Here is a 21,758-nt window from a genome sequence, read left to right on the forward strand (position 1 = left end):
TCCCACGATGCAGGTCACCGTCATCGGCAGCGGCTACGTGGGGACGACGCTGGCGGCGTGTCTCGCCGAACTCGGACACGACGTGACGAACGTCGACATCGACGAGGAGGTCGTCGCGGCCATCGAGGGCGGCGTCGCCCCGATTCACGAACAGGGGCTGGACGAACTCGTCGCCGAGCACGGCGGCGAAACGCTCCGAGCAACGACGGATTACGCGGCCGCCGCGCGGGCCAAGGTCGTCTTTATCGCGCTTCCGACGCCGACGGACGCCGAGGGACGAATCGACACCTCGATAATCACGGCGGGCGCGGAGCGACTCGGCGAAGCCTTGGCGGAGAGCGAGGAGCCGCCGTTGGTCGTCGTCAAGAGCACCGTCGTCCCGGGGACGACCGAGAACGAACTGATTCCGGCGCTCGAACGCGGGTCGGGGCTGACCGCCGGCGAGGGGTTCGACGTGGCGGTCAACCCGGAGTTCCTCCGCGAGGGGACGGCCGTCGACGACTTCCTCCACCCCGACAAGGTCGTGTTCGGCGCGTCGAGCGCGCGCGCGTACGAAACACTCGACGAGTTGTACGACCCGCTGTTCGCACAGACCGACACCGCGGTGGTCCGGACCGGCGTCCGGGAGGCCGAGATGATAAAGTACGCCAACAACGCCTTCCTCGCCTCGAAGATCAGCCTCATCAACGAACTGGGGAACATCTGCAAGGAGTTCGGCGTCGACGCCTACGAAGTCTCCGACGCCATCGGCCTCGACGACCGAATCGGGCCGCAGTTCCTCCGCAGCGGCGTCGGGTGGGGCGGGTCGTGTTTCCCGAAGGACGTCGCCGCGCTCATCGCCGCCGCCCGGGACGTCGGCTACGACCCGGAACTGCTCGACGCGGTCGTCGGCGTGAACGACCGCCAGCCCGAGCGGTTGCTCTCGCTTCTCGACGACCACGTCGACGTCGCCGGCGAGCGGGTCGCCGTGCTCGGCCTCGCGTTCAAATCCGGCACCGACGACGTTCGTAGTTCGCGGGCCATCCCGACCATCCGGGGACTGCTCGACCGCGGCGCGACCGTCGTCGGCTACGACCCCGTCGCAACGGAGAACATGCGGGCGGAGTTCCCCGACATCGAATACGCCGACAGCGCGGCCGAGGCGCTTGCGGGTGCGACCGCCGCCGTCGTCGTCACCGATTGGGACGAGTTCGCGGCGCTCGACGAGGAGTTCGACGCGATGGAGCGGCCGGTCGTCGTCGACGGCCGCCGCGTCGTCGAGCGGCGAGACGGTATCGAGTACGAGGGGCTCACCTGGTAGTCGGGCGCAGAAAAACGGGACCGCGAGGAAGCACACGAACCGAGGGTCGACGGGGCGCGGCGGGCGTCGTTACGCGCCGTAGCCGTCCGCGCCGTAGCGACCTTCGCCGTAGAACGTCTCGACGTCGTCGCCTTCGACGACGGCGTAGCCGACCGTCTCCGGCTTGTGCCACTGTTCGTCGTCGACGCTTCCCTCCTCTTCGACTCGAATCTCGACGCTCGTGCGCGTGAGGTTGCGGTAGCGGAGCGTGCACGGGTTGTTGCCGTTGAACGTCTCCACGTCGGCGACGAAGACGGGGTTGTCGTACGACTCGTCGAACTCGACGGTCTGCCAGCGGTGGTCGACGTCGGCCGCGTGGCCGGCCTCGAACGGCGCGCCGCTGATCGTTCCGGTGCCGGGTTCGATGGCGACGTAGCCGACGACTTCGTCGTGGTGCCAGCCGTCGGCTCCTTCCTCCTCCTGGAGACGCGTCGCAAACCGGCGTTTCGAGACGTTGCAGTTCCGCGAGACGACCGCCTGCCACCCGTCCGTGGACTGCGGCTGCGTGAGGACGACCGGTCGCTTGGCGAACGGTTCGTCGAACGAGACGCCGGTCCACTTCGTCGCGGCGCTGACGGTGCCCGCTTCGACGTGGAGGCCCTCGACTACGGGCGCTCCCGCCTCGACGACGAGGCTGCCGACGACTTCCTCGACGTGCGGACCGTCGAGGTAGTTCCACTCCTGAACGCGGTAGTCGAACGACTCACCGTCGACCTCCTGAAGCCGCGAGGTCGCCGGTTGGTAGCCGTTCGCCGAGACCGGGAGCGCGACCACGACGGGGCTGGAGTACGAGGAGTCGAACGCCTGCGTGTCCCACTGGTGCGTCGCAGTGAGACGGTGGGCTTCGATGTTCGGTGCGGAGGCTGCACTCGCGCGCTGCGCGGCGGCTTGGGTGCCGGCGACGCCGAGGACGAGCGAGGCTTTGAGGACGCCACGTCGGGTGTAGCGGGACTTTGAGCGGGCGGCTTCGGTCGAGGTGTCGGACTTTCTCATTTCGAGTTCCCTCTGTTCAGTAGTACAGTCAGATGACCGGTTATATAACTTTCTAATTAATTAAGTGTGAGTGGACTTACGCTAGTCGGGGAACTACTGACAGGGACTAATATCACCTCTAACGCTCGTTAAATCGGTTTTCAGACACCCCGTGTATGATATGAAATCTGGTAATTCTCACAGATTAGGTGTGATAGAGAAGTAATATATCAGAATCAGCACCCAAATTGCCGCCCGGGACGACCCGTGTCCGGAGGCGTCGAAAACGGTTGTCCGGAGAAGACTCTCCAATCTGGACGAACGTAGCGGCCAACTACTGACAGTAGGCGTCGAAAACGAGCAGCGACGGCGTCAGACTCGGTCAGGTTCGGACGCGAAACAGTCCAGTAGCGCTCCACTAGCGACGATAGTACAGCACCTAGGCACGGGAACGAATCCGCTACCCGGTTCGGAAGACGGAGCGTCAGCGGCGAAGAACGTCACTGCGTAGGTGTGGGCGTTTCGTGTGTCAGACGATTCGTCGAAATAGAAACGAGTCGGCCGAGAAACACCTACTCTCGGATAGCCAGAATATACTAAACCCGGATAGTTCCGTCTGTCCCGTCGGTGCGAAAGTGCATGACACGAGAGAATCAGACCCGAAGACGGTTTCTCGCGGGGAGCGCGGCGACACTCGGTTCGCTGTCACTACTGGCGGGCGGTGCGGGTGCGCAGGCGTCGACGCGCACTATCGCCGTCGTCAACGCGACCGGTGGCGGGCCGGCGAAGTACCGATTCAGCGTCGACGGCGACGTCGAGAAGGCGACGGACACCGGCGGGGCGCCGAACCAGTTCGCCTCGCTCGACGACGACGACACACTGAGCGATGCCACCGCGGAGGGGCGCGTCTACGGTGGCGCGGACGCGTACCAGTTCGCCGGAACGGTCACGAGCCTGGTCGTCGAGGGCGGCGCGGACGTCTACGTCGACGGCGAAGCGGTCGACCCCGACGAGTTTCCCGCGCCGGGCGTTCTCGCTATCACCGGCGACGGCGAGTACGCGTTCGCCGTCGACGGGAACGTCGAGAAGACGACGCTGACCGGCGACGCGGACGTCCCGCCCGCGTCGCTCAACGACGCCGACAGCGTGGAGGGAGGGTCCGTCGACGGGTCGGTGTTCGGCGGCACCGACGCCTACGTCGTCGACGGCGACATCGCCGAGTTCGACCTCGACGGCGGACTGACGGGGTATCTCGACGGGGACGTGTACACTGGTCCCGCGGACGGGCGCGGCGACGCCGAGAGCGCCGAAGACGGCGGCGGCGACGCCGCCGGTGACGACGGCGACGCCGACGAGGGGGGCGAGGCCCCGTCGACACCCGAACTCGTCTTTCCGGACTGCACCAGCGTCCGGGTCACGGGCGCGTTCGAGTCGGCGTCGCTGGAGGTGCTCGTCGAGGACGACGACCCCGAGACGACGCCGATGGAGCAGGTGTACGAGTACGACAACGCCGACGGGGCGACGGAGGCCACAGTCGCGGTTCCCGACGGGGAGTTCGGCCCCTATCAGGTCGTCGAGGCCGCCTCGGTCACCTACGGCGACGGCGAGGAGACACGTGCGGTCAATCCCGAGGCCGACGCCTGCCGCGAGGAGACGTTCCCCGCGGTTCGGGACGTCGAGTTCCTCGACTGCACCAGTGTCCGGGTCGCGGGCGCGTTCGAGGAGCTCTCCATCGAGGTGCTCGTCCAGGACGACGTGCCGCCGACCACGCCGATGGAACAGGTGTACACGGTCGAAGGCGACGGCTCCGAGGAGACGACGGCGAGCGTCCCCGACGACGAGTTCGGCCCCTACCAAGTCGCCGAGCGAGCGACGGTCGTCTACCCGGACGGCGAGCGGCTCGACGTGACGAATCCGAGCGCAGATAGATGCCGTGACGAGACGTTCTCGGGGGCGTGAAAGTCACTGCAACGCGACGTAACCGCCGATTGTCCGACCGAAGCCGTCGGTTGAGCCCGTCTGTCGGTGCCGGCGACGGGGCGTGTCCGGCGATAATCGCGCTGTTACTGCTCTCTTCGGACGGCCAACGACGGGTTGTCGACCGGCCGGATTCGGTAACGTTCACGGTGTTCTGATAGTCAGATAAATACACAAGTATACCTGCCTGAAAAAAGCTTAAGATGCAACTCAATGAGGCCTTAGCCGGAAGCGGAGAAATCAATGAAGGAAACACATACAAGCCGCCGTACGTTCCTCGCTGGCAGTCTCGCGACCCTCGGCGCAACCACGGCAACCATGACCGTTCGAGCACAGCAATCTGAGTGGAAGCACGTCGTCGTCTCGGGCACCCCGGGTGCCGGGCCGGTCCGGTACGAACTGGAGGCGACCGACACGCTCGAAAAGACCACCGAGACGGGCGGAGCGCCCGTCGACGGCGCGTCGGTCAACGCGAACGACGTGCTCGAAGGGAGCTTCGCCAGCGGCGTCGTCGTCGGCGGCGTCGACGCCTACCGTTACCGGGGCGACCTGACGCTGCTGTCGGTCGACGGCGACGCGACCGTCTACCTGGACGGAACGCAGACGGACCCCGACAGCGTCGGTGAGAACTACGACTACCTCGCCATCGTCGGCGACGGCTCGAAGGCCGACTACAGTTTCGAAGTCGACGGCGACGTCGCCAAGACGAACATGACCGGCGGCGCACCGACCCGCTACGCCTCCGTACAGAGCGGCGACGGCGTCGACACCGGGTCGGTCAGCGGGTCGGTGTTCGGCGGTGCCGACGCCTTCCGGGTCGCCGGCGACATCACCGGGTTCGACCTCTCGGGCGGCGCGGCGTATCTCAACGGACAGGAGTACACCGGACCGAGCGGCGGAGACGGTTCCGGCGGAGGCGAAGGCGACAGCCGCGGGCAGACGAGCGACGGCTCGGAACCGGGCGTGGAGTTCGTCGACTGCACCACGGTCGAAGTGACTGGCAGTTTCGACCAGGTGTCGCTGTCGGTGCTCGCCTCCGACGGCGGGTGCGGCCCCGGACCGCGCTTCAGCGAACAGGAGTACGTCTTCGGTCTGAACGCCGACGAGGTCGTCGAGGGAACGACCACCATCTCGCTCCCGAGCGGCTACTTCGCGGCGTACCAGGTCGTCGAGTCCGCTACGGCGGAGGGAACCAGTTCGATGTCCGTGTCGAACCCGGACGCCGACGCCTGCCGCGCCGAGATGGAGTCGCAGTTCGAGGACTGCTAGTCGGTCGAACCGGTCCAACCGGTCAATCGCTCGCGGTCGTCTCCAAGTCGGTCCGGGCGCGCCGTAAGATGCCCTCCCAGACGTCGAACAGCGCGCTGTCGAGTTCGTAGGCGCGGTTTATCTTCCCGACCCACTCGTCGTCGGCGAACAGCAGCGCTTGGAACCGACGAACGTCCGGCGAGAGCGACTCCCGCCGACCGGTGTAGTAGGCGACGCTCTCCTCGCGCGTCCGAGCGAGCAACTCGGGCGGCACCTCGATACCCGACTCGCGGGCGACGGAGGCGAACCACTCGAGGTGGAGTATCGCGTCCGCGAGGACGAACCGCTCGACGAACCCCGAGACGTGCGAGAGCGCGGGTCTGCCCTCCACCAACACGTCGCCGGGCGTGCTGTACTGCGGAACGGTGACGTGCGGGAGGGCGCTCGCGTACGTGCGCGATATCCGCGTGAGTCGGTGCTCCGCGAGCGCGTTCGGTCCCGCTAACGCGAGTTCGTACCACAGCGGCAGCCACTCGCAGAACGGGTCGCAGAACGCGGCGTCGGCCAGCAGCGTCGCCGCGATGGAACGGGCGACGCTCGGCTCGACGTCGGTTCGGTTCGCCCGCATCGCGTCGACACCCGCCGCCGCCTCCTCGTGGAACCGACCGCAGTCGAACGCCATGCCCTCCGCGACGCGGGCGACGTAGTCGGCACCGATTCGGTACCAGTCGGCGAAGTCCTCGGCCGTTCGCAGCGTCGCGAGTCGGAAGACGGTCACACCGCGAGTAGGGACCGCCGCGACATGAACGGACGCATTCGGCGAGTAGGGGCCGCCGCGACGTGAACGGACGCATTCGGCGAGTATCGACGAGCGCGACTGTCCGGACGGTCGACCGGTGCGCGAAACTATAGCCGACGCCGTGGCACGAACCCCGATGACGGATTCACGAACGAACGCGCTCCGGGAGACGGTCGACGCCGGCGGCGTCGCGCTCGGCGTGCTCGACGGTCTGTACAGCCCCGACGTGGTCGAACTCTGCGGCGACCTCGGCGTCGACTTCGTCTGGCACGACCTCGAACACGCCGGCCCGAGTCCGTGGGACGCGACGACGCTCTCGAACCTCCTCCGCGCCGCGGACGCGACGGACACCGAACTGCTCGTTCGCATCCCGGTCACCGAACCGGCGCTGATGCGCAAGGTGCTGGACGCCGGGGTTCGCAACGTGTTCCTCTCGCGGGTCCGGTCGGCGGCGGAACTCCGCGAAGCGGTCCGCGCCGCGCGCTTCGAGTACGACGGCGAACCCGGCCAACGCGGACTGGCCGCACCGCGAGCGAGCCGCTGGGGTCTCGCCGACGACTACCCGACGACCGAGGACCAGGAGACCTTCGTCGGCGTCACCGTCGAGAACCAGCGAGCGGTCGACGAGATCGAGGAGATCCTGTCGGTGCCGGAACTCGGCTTCGTCTTCGTCGGCCCGTACGACCTCTCGGTCGACACCGGCCACCCCGGCGAGGTCGACCACGAGGAAGTACAGGCGCGCGTGGAGACGATTCGAGACGCGACGCTCGACAGCGACGTGGCGCTCGGCGGCCTCGGCTTCGGGATGGACGACGTGAACGAGAAAGCCGAACAGGGTTACCAGATTCTCAACGTCGGCAGCACGATGGCCGGCGTCTCGGAGATGGTGTCGTCCCGACTCGACGCCTTCGAGGGCGAGCGGTAGCCTCGGTTCGGCCGCGCTTACCCCTCGTCGGCCAACTGGTCGGCGAGTCCCCACTGCTCGGCGCGCGCCTCGGCTTCCGCCCGCGCTTGCTGTCGAATCGCGTCGAGTTTCGCCTCGTCTTCGAGGAACGCCTCCACCGCGCTCGAACCGCTCTCGCTCCGCCGCAGCCACTCGTCGGGCGCGGCGTCGCGGGTCCGCGCAGCGAGGTCGGGTGCGTCCGCCAGCGTCTCCGCGGGCGACCCCGGCGGCACCCGTAACTCGTCGGTCTCGTGGGCCTCCGCGAGCGCCGACGCCGGGAGTTCGAAAGCGTCGACGCGAAACGGACCGGGGACCGCGAGTTCGACGAGCGCGTCGGTGCCGCCGCGGTCCGTCTCGGCGCTGTACGCCAACGCGGGGACGCCGGCCTCGAGCGTGAGGACGCCGCGCGTCTCGCCGCCGAGCAGCAACGCGTCTTGGGGTTCCAGAACGAGGTAGCCGGTCAGTTCGCGCGCCAGCGCCGCCGACAGCGCCTCGCCCGCGTCGGTGACGACCCGGGACCGAACGAGGTCGCCGCGGGGGATGGAGAACCGGTCGTCCGAGCGGTCGCCCGGCGCGGTCATGGCGTGTCGGGGACGACGGCGCTGCGGAAGCGGTCCGCCACGTCGCCTTCGTCGCCCGCGCGGACGTCGATTCGGTCGGCGGCGGCGCGGTAGGCGGCCGCCGAGGTCGATTCCGGCGCGTGTGCTAAGAGGGGTTCACCGGCGCGTCTGGCCGCGCGGACCGCGTCGCTGTCGGGGACCGTCGCGAGCGTCTGCCCGCCGAAGTACTCGCCCGCGCGGTCGACGATACGGTCGATTCCGGCGTCGTCGCGAACCTTGTTGAACAGCACGCCCGCGGTCTCGGTTCCGTACGAGCGGGCGTACTCCTGTACCTTCAGGCCGTCCGAGAGTGCCGGCACCGTCGGTTGGAGGACGACGACGATGCGGTCGGCGAGGACGATGGGGAGAACCGCGCTCTTCGAGCCGAGCGCCGCGGGCGAGTCCAGAAGCAGCACGTCGGTGTCGGCGGCGAGGTCCGCGACCACGTCCCGGAGGCGCGCGGGGTCGGCCGCCTCGAACGCCGCGAGGCTCGTCCCGCAGGGGACGACCGACATCCCGAACCGCTCGTACGTCGCCTCCGAGACGTCGGTCCCGGTCTCCTCGACCAGCAGGTCGTGCAGCGTCACCTCCACGTCGTCGAGACCGGCGTGAAACAGCAGGTTCGCCATCCCCGTGTCGGCGTCGACGACGGTGACGTCGTGTTCGGCGGCGAGCGCCATCCCCAAAGCGAGCGTACTCGTCGTCTTGCCGGTGCCGCCCTTCCCGCTGGCGACGGCGAACGCCTCGACCATGCGTTTCGTTACCCCTCTCTCCTAATTTAAAATCTCCGTCTCTCGCCGAGACGTCGACGACACCGGTCGGACGCTTCGGGCCGAACGAGAGCACCGGCACCGTCACCCGCCCGAACGCCTATGTCCGCGTTCGACGAACTCACGCGCATGCTCGAAGAGCGAACGGACGGTGCGAGTCGCGGTCGGACCGTCGCCGTCCTCGGAGCGATGGTGTTCGTCGGAGTGGCCGTCTTCTGGTTGTGGCGCGAACACGCGCCGCTATCACGTCGCGTGCGGCGGAGAGGAGACGCGTCGGAGTCACACCGCGGCCGAAAACCGAGGCTCGCGCCGCCGTTCTAACTGTTGGCGACGAGTCGAACAGTCATCCAGTTCGGAGTAACCCTTTCGTGACACGGCGTCGCACGTACACGGGATGACAGACCACACGGAACCGAACGCCGTCGTCCGCATCTGCGCCGGGAGCGCCGGAGACGACGCGAGAGCGACGGCGGAGGCCGCACGGGCGGCCGCTGACGGCGTGCGCGTGGTCGACACCGGCCCGACCGGTGTCGGCGGCGACGCGCCGCTCGTACTGGCGACACGGAGGGGTGAGACGACGTTCTATCGCGGCTGCGGACCCGAGCGGGCGACACGCGTCGTCGAGGCGCTCGAAGGAGGCGAGGTCGAACCCGGCGACGCCACGGTCGAACACGACGCCGAGCGCCGGACGCTGCCGGTTCCCGAGGACGGCCCGCTCTCGGTCGGCCGGCGGCGCGTTCTCGCGCGCTGCGGGTGGGTCGACCCCGTCGACGCCGCCGCGGTCGACGAGTGGGCGACCGACGTGGCCGGCGACGCCGACGCGAACGACGCCGACAACGCGAACGACGTGATAGAACTGGTCCGGAGCGTCGGCCTCCTGGGCCGGGGACGCGGCGACGCGACGCCCGACGGCCCGATAGCGACCGAGTGGGACGCCGCCCGCGAGACGGACGGCGACCCGGTGCTCGTCGTCAACGCCAACGAGAGCGACCGACGGAACGAGACGGATAGAACGCTCGTCGAGGGCGACCCCGTCGCCGTGCTCGACGGCGCGCTCGCCGTCGCCGACCTCGTCGGCGTCGAAACGGAGGATATCGTCGTCTACCTCAACGAAGCCGACGCGCTGGCGGGCGACCGGATGCGCGCGGCCGTCGACTCGCTGGTCGACGCGCGCGACCTCGACGAGGAGCCGCAGGTCGTCACGGGGCCGGACAGGTACATCGCCGGCGAGCCGACGATGGCGCTCGAAGCGCTGGAGGGCAACGACCGGCTGGAGGCGCGGCTCCGCCCGCCGTCGCCCGCGCGACACGGCCTGTACGGGCGGCCGACGCTGGTTCACACGCCGCGGACGCTCGCGCAGGTCCGCGAACTGCTGCTCCGCCCCGACAACTTCGACGCCGGCGACGCCGACCCCGGAACCCGTCTCGTGACCGTCACCGGGGACGTGGACGCGCCCGCGACGGTCGAACTGTCGACCGGCGGCTCGCTCTCTTCCGTTCGGGACGCCGTCGAGTTCGCGGGCCCGCTGAAGATGGCCTGCGTCGGCGGACAGTTCGGCGGTTTCACGCGTACGCTGGAGCACACCCCGAGCGTCCCCGCGCTCGCGGGTGCGGAACTGGGGACGGAGGGCGTCGTCGAACTGTTCGACGACTCCCGCTGCGCGGTGGCGACGGCGGGCGGACGCTCGCGGTTCGCCCGCGACGAGAACTGCGGCCGCTGCGTCCCCTGCCGCGAAGGGTCGAAACAGCTACTGAACAAACTGCGCGGCGTCTACGACGGCGAGTTCGACGACGACGGCCTGCGAGAGCTGACGCGGGTGATGCGGACGACGAGCACCTGCGCGTTCGGGTCGTCGGCCGCGCGCGCGGTCACGACGGCGATGGACCAGTTCGAGACCGAGTTCCGTGCACACGCCGACGGGCGCTGCCCGAGCGGCGCGTGCGAGGAGGCCTGAGATGAGTACCGACGAACACGAAGACATGAGCGACCACCCGAGCAGACCGGGGCCGGAGGAGTCCGCCCCCGCCGAATCGCTACCGGGCGTCCCGCGAATCGACGACCCGCGACCCGGCACGCCGCTGACCGAGGACTTCGTCACCGGCACCGCCAACGACCCGGAGGTGGGGTCGGCGGGGCCGGAGATGAGCACCGTCACCGTCGACGGCGAACCCATCGCGTTGCCGCCGGGGTCGACGCTGCTCGACGCCGTCGAGGCGCTCGACACCGAGGGCTACGTCCCGGCGCTCTGCAGCTACGACCGCGACACCGAGCAGGGCGACAACGTCGGCCCGCGCTCGGAGTGCCGGACGTGCGTGGTCGAGACCGACGAACACGGTCTCGTCCCCTCGTGCAGCTTCCCCGCCGAGGACGGCCTGACGGTCCGGACCGACGCCGCCGACGCGAAGGAGGCGCGCGACGTGAACCTCGACCTCGTGCTGTCGAACCACAATCTCCGGTGTACGACCTGCGGGCAGAACGGTCGGTGCGAACTGCAGGACGTCTCCATCGACAACGGGGTTCAGGAGCCGCGCTACGGCGTCTTCGACGACCGAGACGAGTACGAGCCGCTCGACGACACGTCGTCGGTCATCCAGATAGACCGCAACAAGTGTATCCTCTGTAACCGCTGCGTCGAGGCCTGCAACGACGTGCAGGTCGAGGGCGTGCTCCGAATCGAGGGGCAGGGACCGGACACCCGAATCGGCTTCCAGAGCGACGCGGAGACGATGGCCGACTCCACCTGCGTCTCCTGCGGCCACTGCGCGACGGTCTGTCCGACCGGCTCCCTGGTCGAGAAGGGACTCGCGGACACGACGACGCTCCCGTTCCCGGGGTTCAACCAGAAGAACTCCATCGGGAAAGTCATCGAACACGAGATGGCGGAGACGGCGGACACCTCGCCGTCGCCGAACCGCCGCGTCCCCGGCGAGTTCGAAGGACTCGACGACGGAGCGGACGCGGAACTGGCCGAGAAGTCCGGCGTGGCGCGCTTCATGGCGAAGGCGAAGCGGAGCGCGCAGTCGGCGGCGAGCCGCGTCGCCGAAGATTCGCTGGTGCGAGCAGAGCACGTCGCCGAGGGAGCGGCGGCGAACACCCTCGAAGTCGGCCAACTGTTCGACGTCGCCAAGGTCGTCAGCACCGGCCGGATGCAGCGCGTCACGAAGGCCGAGACGACCTGTCAGTACTGCGCCGTCGGCTGCCGCTTCGAACTGTACGGCAAGGACGGCGAGGTGCTCGGCGTCCGGCCGGCCGACACCGACGCCACCCCGGCGAACGACTTCTCGACCTGCGTGAAGGGGAAGTTCGGCTACGAGTTCGTCGACAGCCCGAATCGCTTGAAGACGCCGCTCGTCAAGGAGGACGGCGAGTTCCGCGAGGCGTCGTGGGACGAGGCGCTCGAGTTGGTCGTCGACCGACTCTCCGAGATACAGGCCGAACACGGCGACGACGCCGTCGCCGTCACCTCCTCCTCGAAGGCGACCAACGAGGAGAACTTCCTCAACCAGAAGTTCGCCCGACAGGTGCTCGGCACGCCGCACGTCGACAACTGCGCGCGGCTCTGTCACTCCTCGACGGTGTCGGGACTGAAACAGACCGTCGGCTACGGGGCGATGACCAACAGGATAAACGAGGACGTCGGGAAGACCGACTGCTACCTCGTCACGGGGTCGAACACCACCGAGAGCCACCCCGTGCTGGCGACGCGCATCAAACAGAACGTCCGCGACGGTGCGGAGCTCATCGTCTTCGACCCGCGGAAGATCGGCCTCGCCGAGCACGCCAGCCAGTACACCCGGACGCAACCCGGCCAGGACATCGCGTGGCTCAACGGGATGGTCCGCCACATCATCGCGGAGGACCTCCACGACCGCGAGTTCATCGAGGAGCGCACGACCGGCTTCGAGGAACTGAAGGCGAAGGTCGAGCCGTTCACCCCCGAGAAAGTCGAGGAGCTCGCGGGCGTCGCCCCCGAGGATTTGAAGCGCGCCGCCGAGACCGTCGCCAACGCCGACACCTGCATCTTCGGCTGGGCGATGGGGATGACCCAGCACGCCCACGGGACGCGGAACGTGCTCGCCATCACGAACCTCGCGCTCGTCACCGGCAACCTCGGCAAGCCGCGCGCCGGCCTCTCGCCGTTCCGCGGGCAGAACAACGTCCAGGGCGGCGGCGGCGACATGGGGCCCGCACCCCACAACCTGCCGGGTTACCAGGACCTCACCGACGACGACGTGCTCGACAAGTTCGAGGACGCCTGGGGCGTCCGCCCGCCGTCGCAGATCGGCCTCTACCTGCCCGAGCAGTACGAGGCCATCCACGACGGGAACATCCGCGGGATGTTCGTGATGGGCGAGAACCCCGTGCTGTCGGAGCCGGACATCCGCGAGGCCGAGGAGGCCGTCGAGGAACTCGACTTCCTCGTCGTGCAGGACATCTTCCTCACCGAGACGGCCGAGCACGCCGACGTGGTGCTGCCGGCGGCCTCCGCCGCCGAGAAGTACGGCACGTTCACCAACACCGAGCGCCGAATCCAGATGGTCCGCCCGGTCGTCGAACCGCCGGGCGAGGCGCGGACCGACATGGAGATCCTCTCGGAGCTCGCCGGTCGCTTCGGCTACGAGTGGGAGTACGACGGCCCGGCGGACGTGATGGACGAGATCGCGTCGCTCGTTCCCATCTACGGCGGCGTCAGCTACGACCGCCTCGAATCGAAGCCCGACGGCCTCCAGTGGCCTTGCGAGGACGCAGAGGACCCCGGTACGCCGTACCTCTACGAGGAGGAGTTCAACTTCGACGACGGCCTCGCACGGTTCGTCCCGGCCGACTACGCCGGCCCCGTCGAGATGCCCGACGAGGAGTTCCCGCTGATGCTCACCACGGGGCGGGTGCTCTACCACTGGCACACGGGGACGATGACCCGGCGCGTCGAGGCGCTGATGCACCACGTCCCCGAGAGCTTCGTCACCATCCACCCGAAGATGGCCGAAGACCTCGGCGTCTCCGACGGCGAGTACGTCCGCGTCGCCTCGCGCCGCGGCGACATCGTCGTGAAGGCGAACGTCGAGGAGACCTCCGACCCCGGCGTCGTCTTCATCCCGATGCACTTCGCGCAGGGGGCGGTCAACGAACTCACGCAGGCCGAACTCGACTCGACGTCGTTCATCCCCGAGTACAAGGTGACGAGCGTCCGCATCGCGCCGCTCGGCACCGACCCCGACGAGGAGCCGCTGACCCACGAGCGCCCCGACTTCGGGGCGGACGCCGACGAGGACCCCGAACGGGCCGGCGCGGACGATTAACTCGGCAACCCGAGCGCCGCGAGGTCGACGTGCTCGGCGACGAGGGCGGCGGCGCGGTCGTACGGCGACCGCGATTCGCCGTCCGTCGCCGGCGGTCGCTGCGTTCCGGCCGACGCGAACACCGAATCCACGAACGCGCTTCTCGCGCGTTCGTTCTCGAAGAGACCGTGGAGATACGTCCCGAGCACCCGTCCCGATGCCGCGCCCAGCGCCGCGGACGCCTCGCCGTCGCGCGAGAAGGGCGTCTCGACCGCCTGCGCGTCGGCGGCGGAGTCGACGGCGCGCGTCTCGCCGGCGTGGATCTCGTAGCCCGAAACCTCGCCGTCGGCCTCCGAAAGCGGACCCGTACCGGTAACCGAGAGCGTCGACCGCTCGACGCGCTTGTCGGTCGCGAACGCGGTTTCGACCGGGAGCAGCCCGAACCCTGCGAGTTCGTCGGGCGTCCCGTCGCCCGCGCCCTCGACGCCCGCGTTCGTGATTCGTTCGCCGAGCAGCTGGTAGCCGCCGCAGAGACCGACGACGGGGCCGTCGAACGCGGCGAGCGCCTCGTCGAAACCGGCCGCGCGGAGCGAGCGCAGGTCGTCGACGGTGTTCTTCGTTCCGGGCAGGACGACGGCGTCGGCGTCTCCGAGGTCGGTAGATGGCGGGACGTAGGCGACGCGGACGCCGGGCTCGGCCGCGAGCGGTTCGAGGTCGGTGAAGTTCGAGATTCGTGGCAGACGCGGGACGGCGACCGTCACGGTCGCCCCCTCCGGGAGTCCGTCGTCGTCGCCGACTGTCGTCCGCTCGCCCGCGGCGGGCAGCGAGACGCTGTCCTCCTCCGGGAGACCGGGGTCGTCGTAGGGGAGGACGCCGAGGACCGGGACCCCGGTGCGCGACTCGAAGGCGTCGAGACCCGGGTCGAGCAGCGAGGCGTCGCCGCGGAACTTCGTGATAACCGTGCCGACGACACGCTCGCGGAGGTCGTCGGGCAGGAGTTCGAGCGTCCCGACGAGGCTGGCGAAGACGCCGCCGCGTTCGATGTCGGCGACCAGAAGGATGTCGGCGCTCCGCGGCTTCGCCGCTCCGCCCCGGTTCGTCTCCGACGAGTCGCCCGCGAACCGAGCCGTCTCGACGTTCGCCAAGTCGCGGTGGTGGAGGTTGATCTCGGCGATGGAGCCGGCGCCCTCGGCGACGACCACCTCGTGGTCGGCGGCGAGGCGAGCGTGGGCCGCTTCGGCGGCGTCGCGGGCGCGCTCCCAGTGCTCCTCGTAGTAGCTTCCGGCCGCGAAGTGGCCGACCGCGACGCCGTCGACGACGAGTTGGGACTCGCCGTCACCGCGGGGTTTCAAGAGGACGGGGTTGTGGTCCGTGGTCGGCGGAACGCGAGCGGCGCGCGCCTGCACGTACTGCGAGACGCCGACCTCGCCGAAGGCGTCGCGCCCGCGGGCGGCGTCCTCCCCGTCGACGACGGCGGGCGACCGGGGGACCGCACGCGCGTTGTTGCTCATGTTCTGCGCCTTGTAAGGTGCGACGGAGACGCCGCGGTCGGCGAGGTGACGGCAGAGCCCGGCGGCGACAGTGCTTTTCCCGACGTGGGAGGCGGTTCCGGCGACGAGGAGCGTTCGGGCCATCGTTCGACGTCTCGGGCGAGGCGGCGGCGGCCCAAGAACGTATCCCCCTCGTCGGAGGGGATACTGTGTCTTCCGTGCCACTAACTACTTAGGTGACAGCGTTAACGTGCTCACCTTCTCAGAAGTACCAATGAGTTCAGATGCGGTGGACCTGGCGGCCTGGGCCGGGGACGGGGTGCCGGACGACGACTCGCGAGACACGCTCTTCGCGACGCTCGCCCACGAACTTCGGCGGGAGACGGTGTCTGCCCTCCTCGACGAGCGGGCGCCGCTGCAGGTAGCGGAGCTGGCGACTCGCGTGACCGAGGCGACGGCCGGGCGAGCCGAGGCGGACGACCGCACGCGCGTGTACGTCGCGCTCGTCCACAACCACCTGCCGACGCTCGAAGCAGCGGGGTTCGTCGTCTGCGACACCGACGCCGACTCGTCGACGGTGGAAGCGAGCGGGGAACTCGTCGCGTACCGCCGCGCGGTCGAGGCGGTGCTCTCGGCGGCCAGCGACCGGTCGCCCGACGACGCCTCCGGCGAACTGACGGCGCTCTCCGACCGCCGGCGGCGGGCCGTTCTCGCCGCGCTCGACGGCTCGCCGTCGCTCTCGTTGGCGGAACTCGCGTCGCGCGTCGTCGACCGTGAATCCGAGACAGACGCCGATGCGGACTCCATCGAGCGTCTCGAAGCCGAGGTTCGGACGGCGCTGCACCACGTCCACCTCCCGAAACTGGTCGGTGTCGACTTCGCTCGCTACGACCCCGAGACCCGGACGGTCGAGCGGGGCGACAGCGAGTTCGTCGACCGCCTCAGCGACGCCGCGTTCCCGTCGGTCGAGTGGTGATTTTGGCCACCGAGTAGTGATGCTGTCCGTCGAGTGGTGATGCTGTCCGTCGAGTGGTGAACGGTCGCTACCGGCCGACACCGGCTCGGTGACAACGGCATCTCGCCGGCCGGGGGAGATTTCGGTAGGTGCGGTACGTTAGTACTCGGTCCCCCGCCGCGCCCGCTGCCCGGCGTCGATGGGGTGTTTCTCCTTGCCGACGCGCGTCACGAGGTCCGCGGCGTCGTAGACGTACTCGGGTTCGGTGTGGCTCCCCGTCAGCACCAGTTCGAGGTTCTCGGGTTTCGCGTCGACGAGGTCGAGCACGTCCGCCTCGTCGAGGAGTCCCTGGTCGACGGCGTACAGCACCTCGTCGAGGACGAGCAGGTGAACGCCGTCCTCGGGGGGGCCGTCGAGCGGGAGCGGCGAGTCGAGGTCGGCGTCGTTCGCGGCGGCGACGAGTTCCTGCGCGCGTTCGAGTCCGCCCCGCGCCTTCGCGCGGTGGTCGTCGTCGTCGCTGCCGTCTCTGAGGCCGTGCCAGCCGTAGTGGCCGGTGTTCTCGTAGCTGAAGCCGGGCATCGCCGCGACAGCGTTGTACTCGCCGCGGACGGCGTCGACGCTGTCCGCGCCGCCCTTCATGAACTGGAGCATGTGGACGCGGAAGCCGTGACCCGCGGCGCGGAAGCCCATCCCCATCGCCGCCGTCGTCTTCCCCTTCCCGTCGCCCCACCACACCTGCACGAGGCCGAACTCCTCGGGGGCGCTCGGTTCGATGTCGCGGGCTTCGGGTGTCACGCCGCGGCCGGGGGTGTTCTTTCGCAGTTCGTCTTTCGAGGTGGTGTCGTCTGTCATCGATAATCGGTCATCGGTCGCCGGTCAGTTCGAGATAGAGCGCCGCGCTCCACGAGAAGCGGTCGCTTCCGCGCCCCGCGCCCGTCTCGGGGTTGAAGTACTCGCGGAACCCCTCGCGCTCGACGAGGCGGCGGCTGTCTCGGTCGATTCGGTCGGCGAAGTCGGTCGCGCCGTAGCGACGCAGGCCGTCGGCGACGAGCCAGTTCGTGTTTATCCAGACCGGGCCGCGCCAGTAGCGGTCGGGGTCGAACGCCTCGCCGACGTAGGAGGGGACGGCGAACTCGTGGGCGAAAAAGTCGTCGCGGAGCGTCCGACGGAGCCGTTCGAACTGCTCGTTCGTCGGAATCTCGCCGAACAGCGCGGCGAGTCCCGCGACGGAGTTCGCTTCGAGCTTCCGGTCGCCGACGCGGTCGTAGGAGATGAACGTCTCCGACCCCTCGTCCCAGAGTCGGTCCCGAATCGCCTCGCGGGACCGGTCGGCCTGCTCGCGCCACGTCGTCGCCGCCGTGTCGTCGCCGCGGGCGGCCGACAGCGCCGCGAGGTCGTCGCAGGCGCGGACGAAGATGGCGTTCGTCAGCGCGTCTTCGACGAGGAACGGACACGACTCGCGGAGGGAGCGTTCGTCCCAGTCGGCGGCGCGGGCCGAGCGCACGAGCGAGACGTAGCGGTCGTAGTCCCAGTCGCTCGGTCGCTGGTCGGCTAACTCGTCGGACTTGCGGTCCTCGCGCTCGTACTCGACTTCGCCGGGGTCGAACGCCGCCAGCGGTTCGGTCCACGCGGGCGAGTCGTCCATCCCCGTCTCCCACGGGTGGCGGACGTAAACCACCTTTCGGTCGAACGACCGCTCGCGGACCCACCACTCCAGGTGGCGTTCCAGCGCCGGATAGACGGAGTCGAGAAAGTCGTCGTCGCCGGTCGCCTCGTAGACGCGCCGGGCCGCGGGGACGACCATCGGCGGTTGGGTGATGCCGCTGGTGGCGACCCCGTCGACGTCGACGCCCCACTCTTCTGGCCCGGGGAAGTAGCCCTCGGCGTCGGTGTGGAAGACGATGTGCGGGAGCAGGCCGTTCTCCCACGTCGCCGCGCAGAGCGACTTTAGCTCCTCTTTCGCCGCCTCCGGTTCGACGCCCGCGAGGCCGAGCGCGATGAAGGCGGAGTCCCAGTTCCACTGGAAGGGGTAGAGCGTCGCCGACGGGATGGTGTAGCCCTCGGCGCGGTTCGACCGGAGCACGTCGAGTGCCTCGGTTCGGCGCGTTGCCGTGTCGGTCGTGCGGTCGTCTCTCATGAGTGCGTAGTGCACACCGTCCCGCGAGTAGCTATCGGTTCCGACGACCACGTTCGACCTCATCAGGGGAAAGTCAAGTACCCATTTGACAGTACAGAAGAGGTTTATCACCTCCCCAAGACGGTCGGGCATGGACCTCCACCGACGCCGCCTACTCGGACTCTCCGCCGCCGGATTAGCTGGGTTAGCCGGCTGTGCGACGTTCGCCGCCGAATCCGCCGACCCTGCTGACCCCGCCGACCGAGCGACCTCGACGCCGCAGGACGGAGACGAAACGCCGACCGACGACGAGGAACGACCCGCGTACGCCGAAGGTATCCCGGATCTCGACTGGACGGACATCGTCGACCTCGAAACCGCGCCGCTGACGCTCGCACTCTCGTCGACGAGTTACAGCACCCACGACGAAGCACAGGTCTTCCTCTGGTTCGAGGAGACGGCGACCGAGGAACATCCCGCGAAGATTCGCGCGCGACTCGTGAACCAGAACGACTTCCCCAACACCTTCAGACTGCCAGAGACGCCACCGTTCGGGCAGGTGAATCGGTTCAGCGACGAACCACGAAAGCCGGGCGAAGAGTACGCCGGCCACGAGGGCAGGAATCGAGTCGAACTCGTCCTCGCTCCGACCGAGAACCACGAACTCGTGGAGACCGCCACGAAGTACGAACTCGCCGACGACGGTACGTGGCGACTCGCGTCGGACTCGCCCAGAATCGAGTTTCCGAAGACGGTTCAACTCGAACCCGGCGAGTACGTCAACGGCGAGTACGTCCTCGTTGGGCGACCGCAGGGCGTCGAGTACGGCCGCCCGACCGGCACGTACAAGTTCCGGTCGCTCGACGACGGCTTCGAGATTACCGCGTGGGAGACCGACTCGCCGGGCCCAAACGAAGAATCCCGCTTCGCCGGAACGGACCTCCCGCCGCTCTCCGAGGAGTCGGAAGTCGCGTGGTACCACGATGCAGACGAGTCGACTCCCTCGTACGTACTGCCCGAACGCGAAGAGACCGACCTGCCCACAGCGGTTCGGTTTACGTTCGTCAACCACGACCGCGAGTCGACATCTTGCGGGCACTGGAACCTGTACAAGCTGGTCGATGACGAGTGGTTTCACATTGGACCACGAGCACACTTCACAATCTGTCACAGTCTTCGGGCCGGCGGCACGGTCACGTGGACGCTCCAGGCGTTCCACGGAGAATCAATTCCGCCCCACGAGAGCCGAAGTCTGAGTATCGGCCACATCGGCGGCGGGACGTACGCTGCGGTCGCGGGCTACGGTCACGCGACGCCAGAGAGCGGTGCACTACTCGAAATCGATGCGCCGAACGTGGAGATTACGCCGACCGACGACGTGGAACGCGAACGCGACGGTGAGACGATGACACTGACTGCCCCCGAGTACGGCGCGGCCCACGAACACACGGTGGACGCGACGCTCACCGTCACCGAGACGGAGAAGGAACCCGACCGGACGCTCGTCGCCGAGCAAGTGATGCAGGAGCCGTATGGCCCACTTCGCAATGTCGTCGCGGAGTTCGAGCGCGGAGACAACGTCGAACGCGTCGTGATGCGGACCGACGGTTACGGGGTCAAGGACATCCTCGGGCCCGAGGAATCGCGTCAGCGTATCCGAGTCCGCGGAACGACGTACGAACTAGTGGCGGAGCGAGACGAGGAGTAAAAACGGCAGAGACGGCGTCAATCACCGGACGCTTCGCCGCTGCCGAGTCGCCGCCACCTCGTCGACGAACCGGTCGAACGCCCCGCTCTCGGGGTGGACGTGCGCGTAGGTGCCGAGCGTTCGATACTCCGTCAGGCCGTCGTGGTCGCCGTCGATTCCCTTCCCGCGAACCACGTCGAACGCGTACCGGGCGTCGGTCGCCGGGTCGGCCTCCGAGTAGTGGAACTCGTGAGCGCGGAGCGTCCGCCCCTCGGGGCAGGTGAGCGCCTCTTCCTTCCCTCGGAGTTCGACGTGGTCGAGCGCCTGATACCGGTCGCGCATCGTCACGTCGGCGGGCAGAATACCGGCCATCTCGTGCGTCTCGCCGTCGACGGTCGTCAGCGACTCCGAGAGGGCCATCAGCCCGCCGCACTCGCCGAGCACCGGCAGTCCGTCGGCGGCCCGGTCGGCGAGCGTCGACAGCGCGGGGCCCGCCGAGAGGTCAGCGGCGTGCAGTTCCGGATAGCCGCCGGGGAGGTAGACGCCGTCGCAGTCGGGGAGGTCGTCGCCCGCGGCTGGTGCAAACGTCACGACCTCGGCGCGCTCGCGGAGTCGCTCGCGCGTCGCCGCGTAGACGAACCGGAAGGCGTCGTCGCGGGCGACGGCGATTGTGGGGCGGTTGTCGGCGTGAGCGGCGTCGTCGGCGCGAGTGGACGCGTCGTCCTCGGCCTCGACTGACGCGAACCACTCCGGTTCTCGCGCCGCGTCGACGAGCGCCTCGACGCGGATACCCTCGGCCGCCGCGTCGAGCGCCTCGGCCGACAGCGGCGACTCGTCGCCCATCTCCAGCCCGAGGTGACGTTCGGGGATTTCGAGGCCCTCGCGCGGCGGAATCCGGCCGAAGTAGGTGAGGTCGTCCGGGAGCGCCTCGCGGATGCCCGCCTCGTGTCGTCCTTCGTGCGCGCGCGAGGCGAGGACGCCCGCGACGTCGGTATCGAACCCGGCGCGCGCGGCGTACTCGCGGAAGCCGAGCGCCGTCGCGGCGACGCTCTCCATGCCGGCGCTGGCGTCGACGACGAGGACGACCGGCAGGTCCAGCGTCTCGGCGACGCGGGCGGTGCTGGTGTCGCCGTCGTAGAGGCCCATCATCCCCTCGACGACGCAGATGTCTCCACTGCCGCGGGCGTAGTTGCGGCGCATCCCAGACTCGCCTTCGAGCCACGGGTCGAGCGTCCGCGAGGCGCGCCACGTCGCCGCCTCGTGGTGACTCGGGTCGATGAAGTCCGGCCCGGCCTTCGCCGGTTGGACGACCCGTCCGGTCCGCTGCAGCGCCCGACAGACGGCGAGTGTCGCGACGGTCTTTCCGACGCCGGAAGCGACTCCGGCGATGACGACTCCGTTCATATTCTACTCTAGTGGTTTTACTGCAACTGTATTTGAGTTGTTCGGTGGAGTACCGTTCAGGGGAGTCTGTTCGGTGGAGTACTGCTCGCGTGAGGGTTCTTCGGAGGGGCGGTTTAGGGAAGAGTCGACGGCGACTGTCGGGCGCACCGAGATGCCTCACCCTCCCCAGCCGACTCCTTC

General features: G+C 68.7%; 17 protein-coding genes. 9 read left to right on the forward strand and 8 right to left on the reverse strand.

What is annotated here, in order from left to right; genetic code table 11:
• Positions 1-7: 7 nt before the first annotated feature.
• The gene (gene aglM, locus DV709_RS06050) at positions 8-1,300 is read left to right on the forward strand and encodes a UDP-glucose 6-dehydrogenase AglM (protein ID WP_117592624.1); all 1,293 of its coding nucleotides are present in this window, start codon (positions 8-10) and stop codon (positions 1,298-1,300) included.
• Between the two features lie 69 nt (positions 1,301-1,369).
• Here the strand turns inward: aglM and DV709_RS06055 are convergent, their stop codons facing one another.
• On the reverse strand, positions 1,370-2,332 hold the full coding sequence (locus DV709_RS06055; RefSeq protein ID WP_117592626.1) for a hypothetical protein: 963 nt from the start codon (positions 2,330-2,332) through the stop codon (positions 1,370-1,372).
• Positions 2,333-2,950: 618 nt separating this feature from the next.
• Here DV709_RS06055 and DV709_RS17655 point away from each other — a divergent pair.
• Both DV709_RS17655 and DV709_RS06065 read left to right on the forward strand, forming a co-directional pair.
• Positions 2,951-4,270: a hypothetical protein gene (locus tag DV709_RS17655; protein WP_157972664.1), complete on the forward strand. Its 1,320-nt coding sequence runs from the start codon at positions 2,951-2,953 to the stop codon at positions 4,268-4,270.
• A gap of 336 nt (positions 4,271-4,606) precedes the next feature.
• Positions 4,607-5,557 carry a hypothetical protein gene (locus DV709_RS06065; RefSeq protein ID WP_117592628.1) on the forward strand — a complete coding sequence of 317 codons (951 nt, stop codon included), beginning with the start codon at positions 4,607-4,609 and terminating at the stop codon, positions 5,555-5,557.
• 22 nt (positions 5,558-5,579) lie between these two features.
• Here DV709_RS06065 and DV709_RS06070 read toward each other — a convergent pair whose 3' ends face one another.
• On the reverse strand, positions 5,580-6,314 hold the full coding sequence (locus DV709_RS06070) for a hypothetical protein (protein WP_117592630.1): 735 nt from the start codon (positions 6,312-6,314) through the stop codon (positions 5,580-5,582).
• Positions 6,315-6,471: 157 nt separating this feature from the next.
• On the opposite strand from DV709_RS06070, the gene DV709_RS06075 reads away from it, so the two are divergent.
• Positions 6,472-7,260 carry an HpcH/HpaI aldolase family protein gene (locus tag DV709_RS06075; protein ID WP_117592632.1) on the forward strand — a complete coding sequence of 263 codons (789 nt, stop codon included), beginning with the start codon at positions 6,472-6,474 and terminating at the stop codon, positions 7,258-7,260.
• 17 nt (positions 7,261-7,277) lie between these two features.
• Here the strand turns inward: DV709_RS06075 and DV709_RS06080 are convergent, their stop codons facing one another.
• Positions 7,278-7,859: a hypothetical protein gene (locus tag DV709_RS06080; RefSeq protein ID WP_117592634.1), complete on the reverse strand. Its 582-nt coding sequence runs from the start codon at positions 7,857-7,859 to the stop codon at positions 7,278-7,280.
• Positions 7,856-8,629 (reverse strand): nucleotide-binding protein, encoded by a 774-nt coding sequence (locus DV709_RS06085; protein ID WP_117592636.1) that lies wholly within the window; start codon positions 8,627-8,629, stop codon positions 7,856-7,858. Before DV709_RS06085 ends, DV709_RS06080 begins: the two co-directional genes overlap by 4 nt.
• 147 nt (positions 8,630-8,776) lie before the next feature.
• On the opposite strand from DV709_RS06085, the gene DV709_RS06090 reads away from it, so the two are divergent.
• From DV709_RS06090 to fdhF, 3 genes are all read left to right on the forward strand, one after another.
• Positions 8,777-8,968 (forward strand): hypothetical protein, encoded by a 192-nt coding sequence (locus tag DV709_RS06090; RefSeq protein ID WP_157972665.1) that lies wholly within the window; start codon positions 8,777-8,779, stop codon positions 8,966-8,968.
• A 73-nt stretch (positions 8,969-9,041) separates the two neighbouring features.
• Positions 9,042-10,601 carry an NADH-ubiquinone oxidoreductase-F iron-sulfur binding region domain-containing protein gene (locus DV709_RS06095; protein WP_117592641.1) on the forward strand — a complete coding sequence of 520 codons (1,560 nt, stop codon included), beginning with the start codon at positions 9,042-9,044 and terminating at the stop codon, positions 10,599-10,601.
• Position 10,602: 1 nt separating this feature from the next.
• On the forward strand, positions 10,603-13,947 hold the full coding sequence (gene fdhF / locus DV709_RS06100; protein WP_117592642.1) for a formate dehydrogenase subunit alpha: 3,345 nt from the start codon (positions 10,603-10,605) through the stop codon (positions 13,945-13,947).
• Here fdhF and DV709_RS06105 read toward each other — a convergent pair.
• Positions 13,944-15,560: a cobyric acid synthase gene (locus tag DV709_RS06105; RefSeq protein WP_117592644.1), complete on the reverse strand. Its 1,617-nt coding sequence runs from the start codon at positions 15,558-15,560 to the stop codon at positions 13,944-13,946. The two genes, fdhF and DV709_RS06105, sit on opposite strands and share 4 nt — an antisense overlap.
• A 130-nt stretch (positions 15,561-15,690) precedes the next feature.
• Between DV709_RS06105 and DV709_RS06110 the strand changes: the two genes are divergently transcribed.
• Entirely contained in the window at positions 15,691-16,392 is a 702-nt protein-coding gene (locus DV709_RS06110; RefSeq protein WP_157972666.1) for a DUF7344 domain-containing protein, read from the forward strand.
• A 138-nt stretch (positions 16,393-16,530) separates the two neighbouring features.
• Here DV709_RS06110 and DV709_RS06115 read toward each other — a convergent pair whose 3' ends face one another.
• Together DV709_RS06115 and DV709_RS06120 are read right to left on the reverse strand one after the other, a co-directional pair.
• Positions 16,531-17,223: a cob(I)yrinic acid a,c-diamide adenosyltransferase gene (locus DV709_RS06115; RefSeq protein ID WP_117592649.1), complete on the reverse strand. Its 693-nt coding sequence runs from the start codon at positions 17,221-17,223 to the stop codon at positions 16,531-16,533.
• A gap of 10 nt (positions 17,224-17,233) precedes the next feature.
• Positions 17,234-18,508 (reverse strand): amylo-alpha-1,6-glucosidase, encoded by a 1,275-nt coding sequence (locus tag DV709_RS06120; protein ID WP_117594155.1) that lies wholly within the window; start codon positions 18,506-18,508, stop codon positions 17,234-17,236.
• Positions 18,509-18,638: 130 nt separating this feature from the next.
• On the opposite strand from DV709_RS06120, the gene DV709_RS06125 reads away from it, so the two are divergent.
• Positions 18,639-20,195 carry a hypothetical protein gene (locus DV709_RS06125; protein WP_117592651.1) on the forward strand — a complete coding sequence of 519 codons (1,557 nt, stop codon included), beginning with the start codon at positions 18,639-18,641 and terminating at the stop codon, positions 20,193-20,195.
• A 21-nt stretch (positions 20,196-20,216) separates the two neighbouring features.
• Here the strand turns inward: DV709_RS06125 and DV709_RS06130 are convergent, their stop codons facing one another.
• The gene (locus DV709_RS06130; protein ID WP_117592653.1) at positions 20,217-21,578 is read right to left on the reverse strand and encodes a cobyrinic acid a,c-diamide synthase; all 1,362 of its coding nucleotides are present in this window, start codon (positions 21,576-21,578) and stop codon (positions 20,217-20,219) included.
• Positions 21,579-21,758 lie beyond the last annotated feature (180 nt).

Origin of the sequence: Haloprofundus halophilus (assembly GCF_003439925.1) — an archaeon.
GTDB classification, from domain to species: Archaea; Halobacteriota; Halobacteria; order Halobacteriales; family Haloferacaceae; genus Haloprofundus; species Haloprofundus halophilus.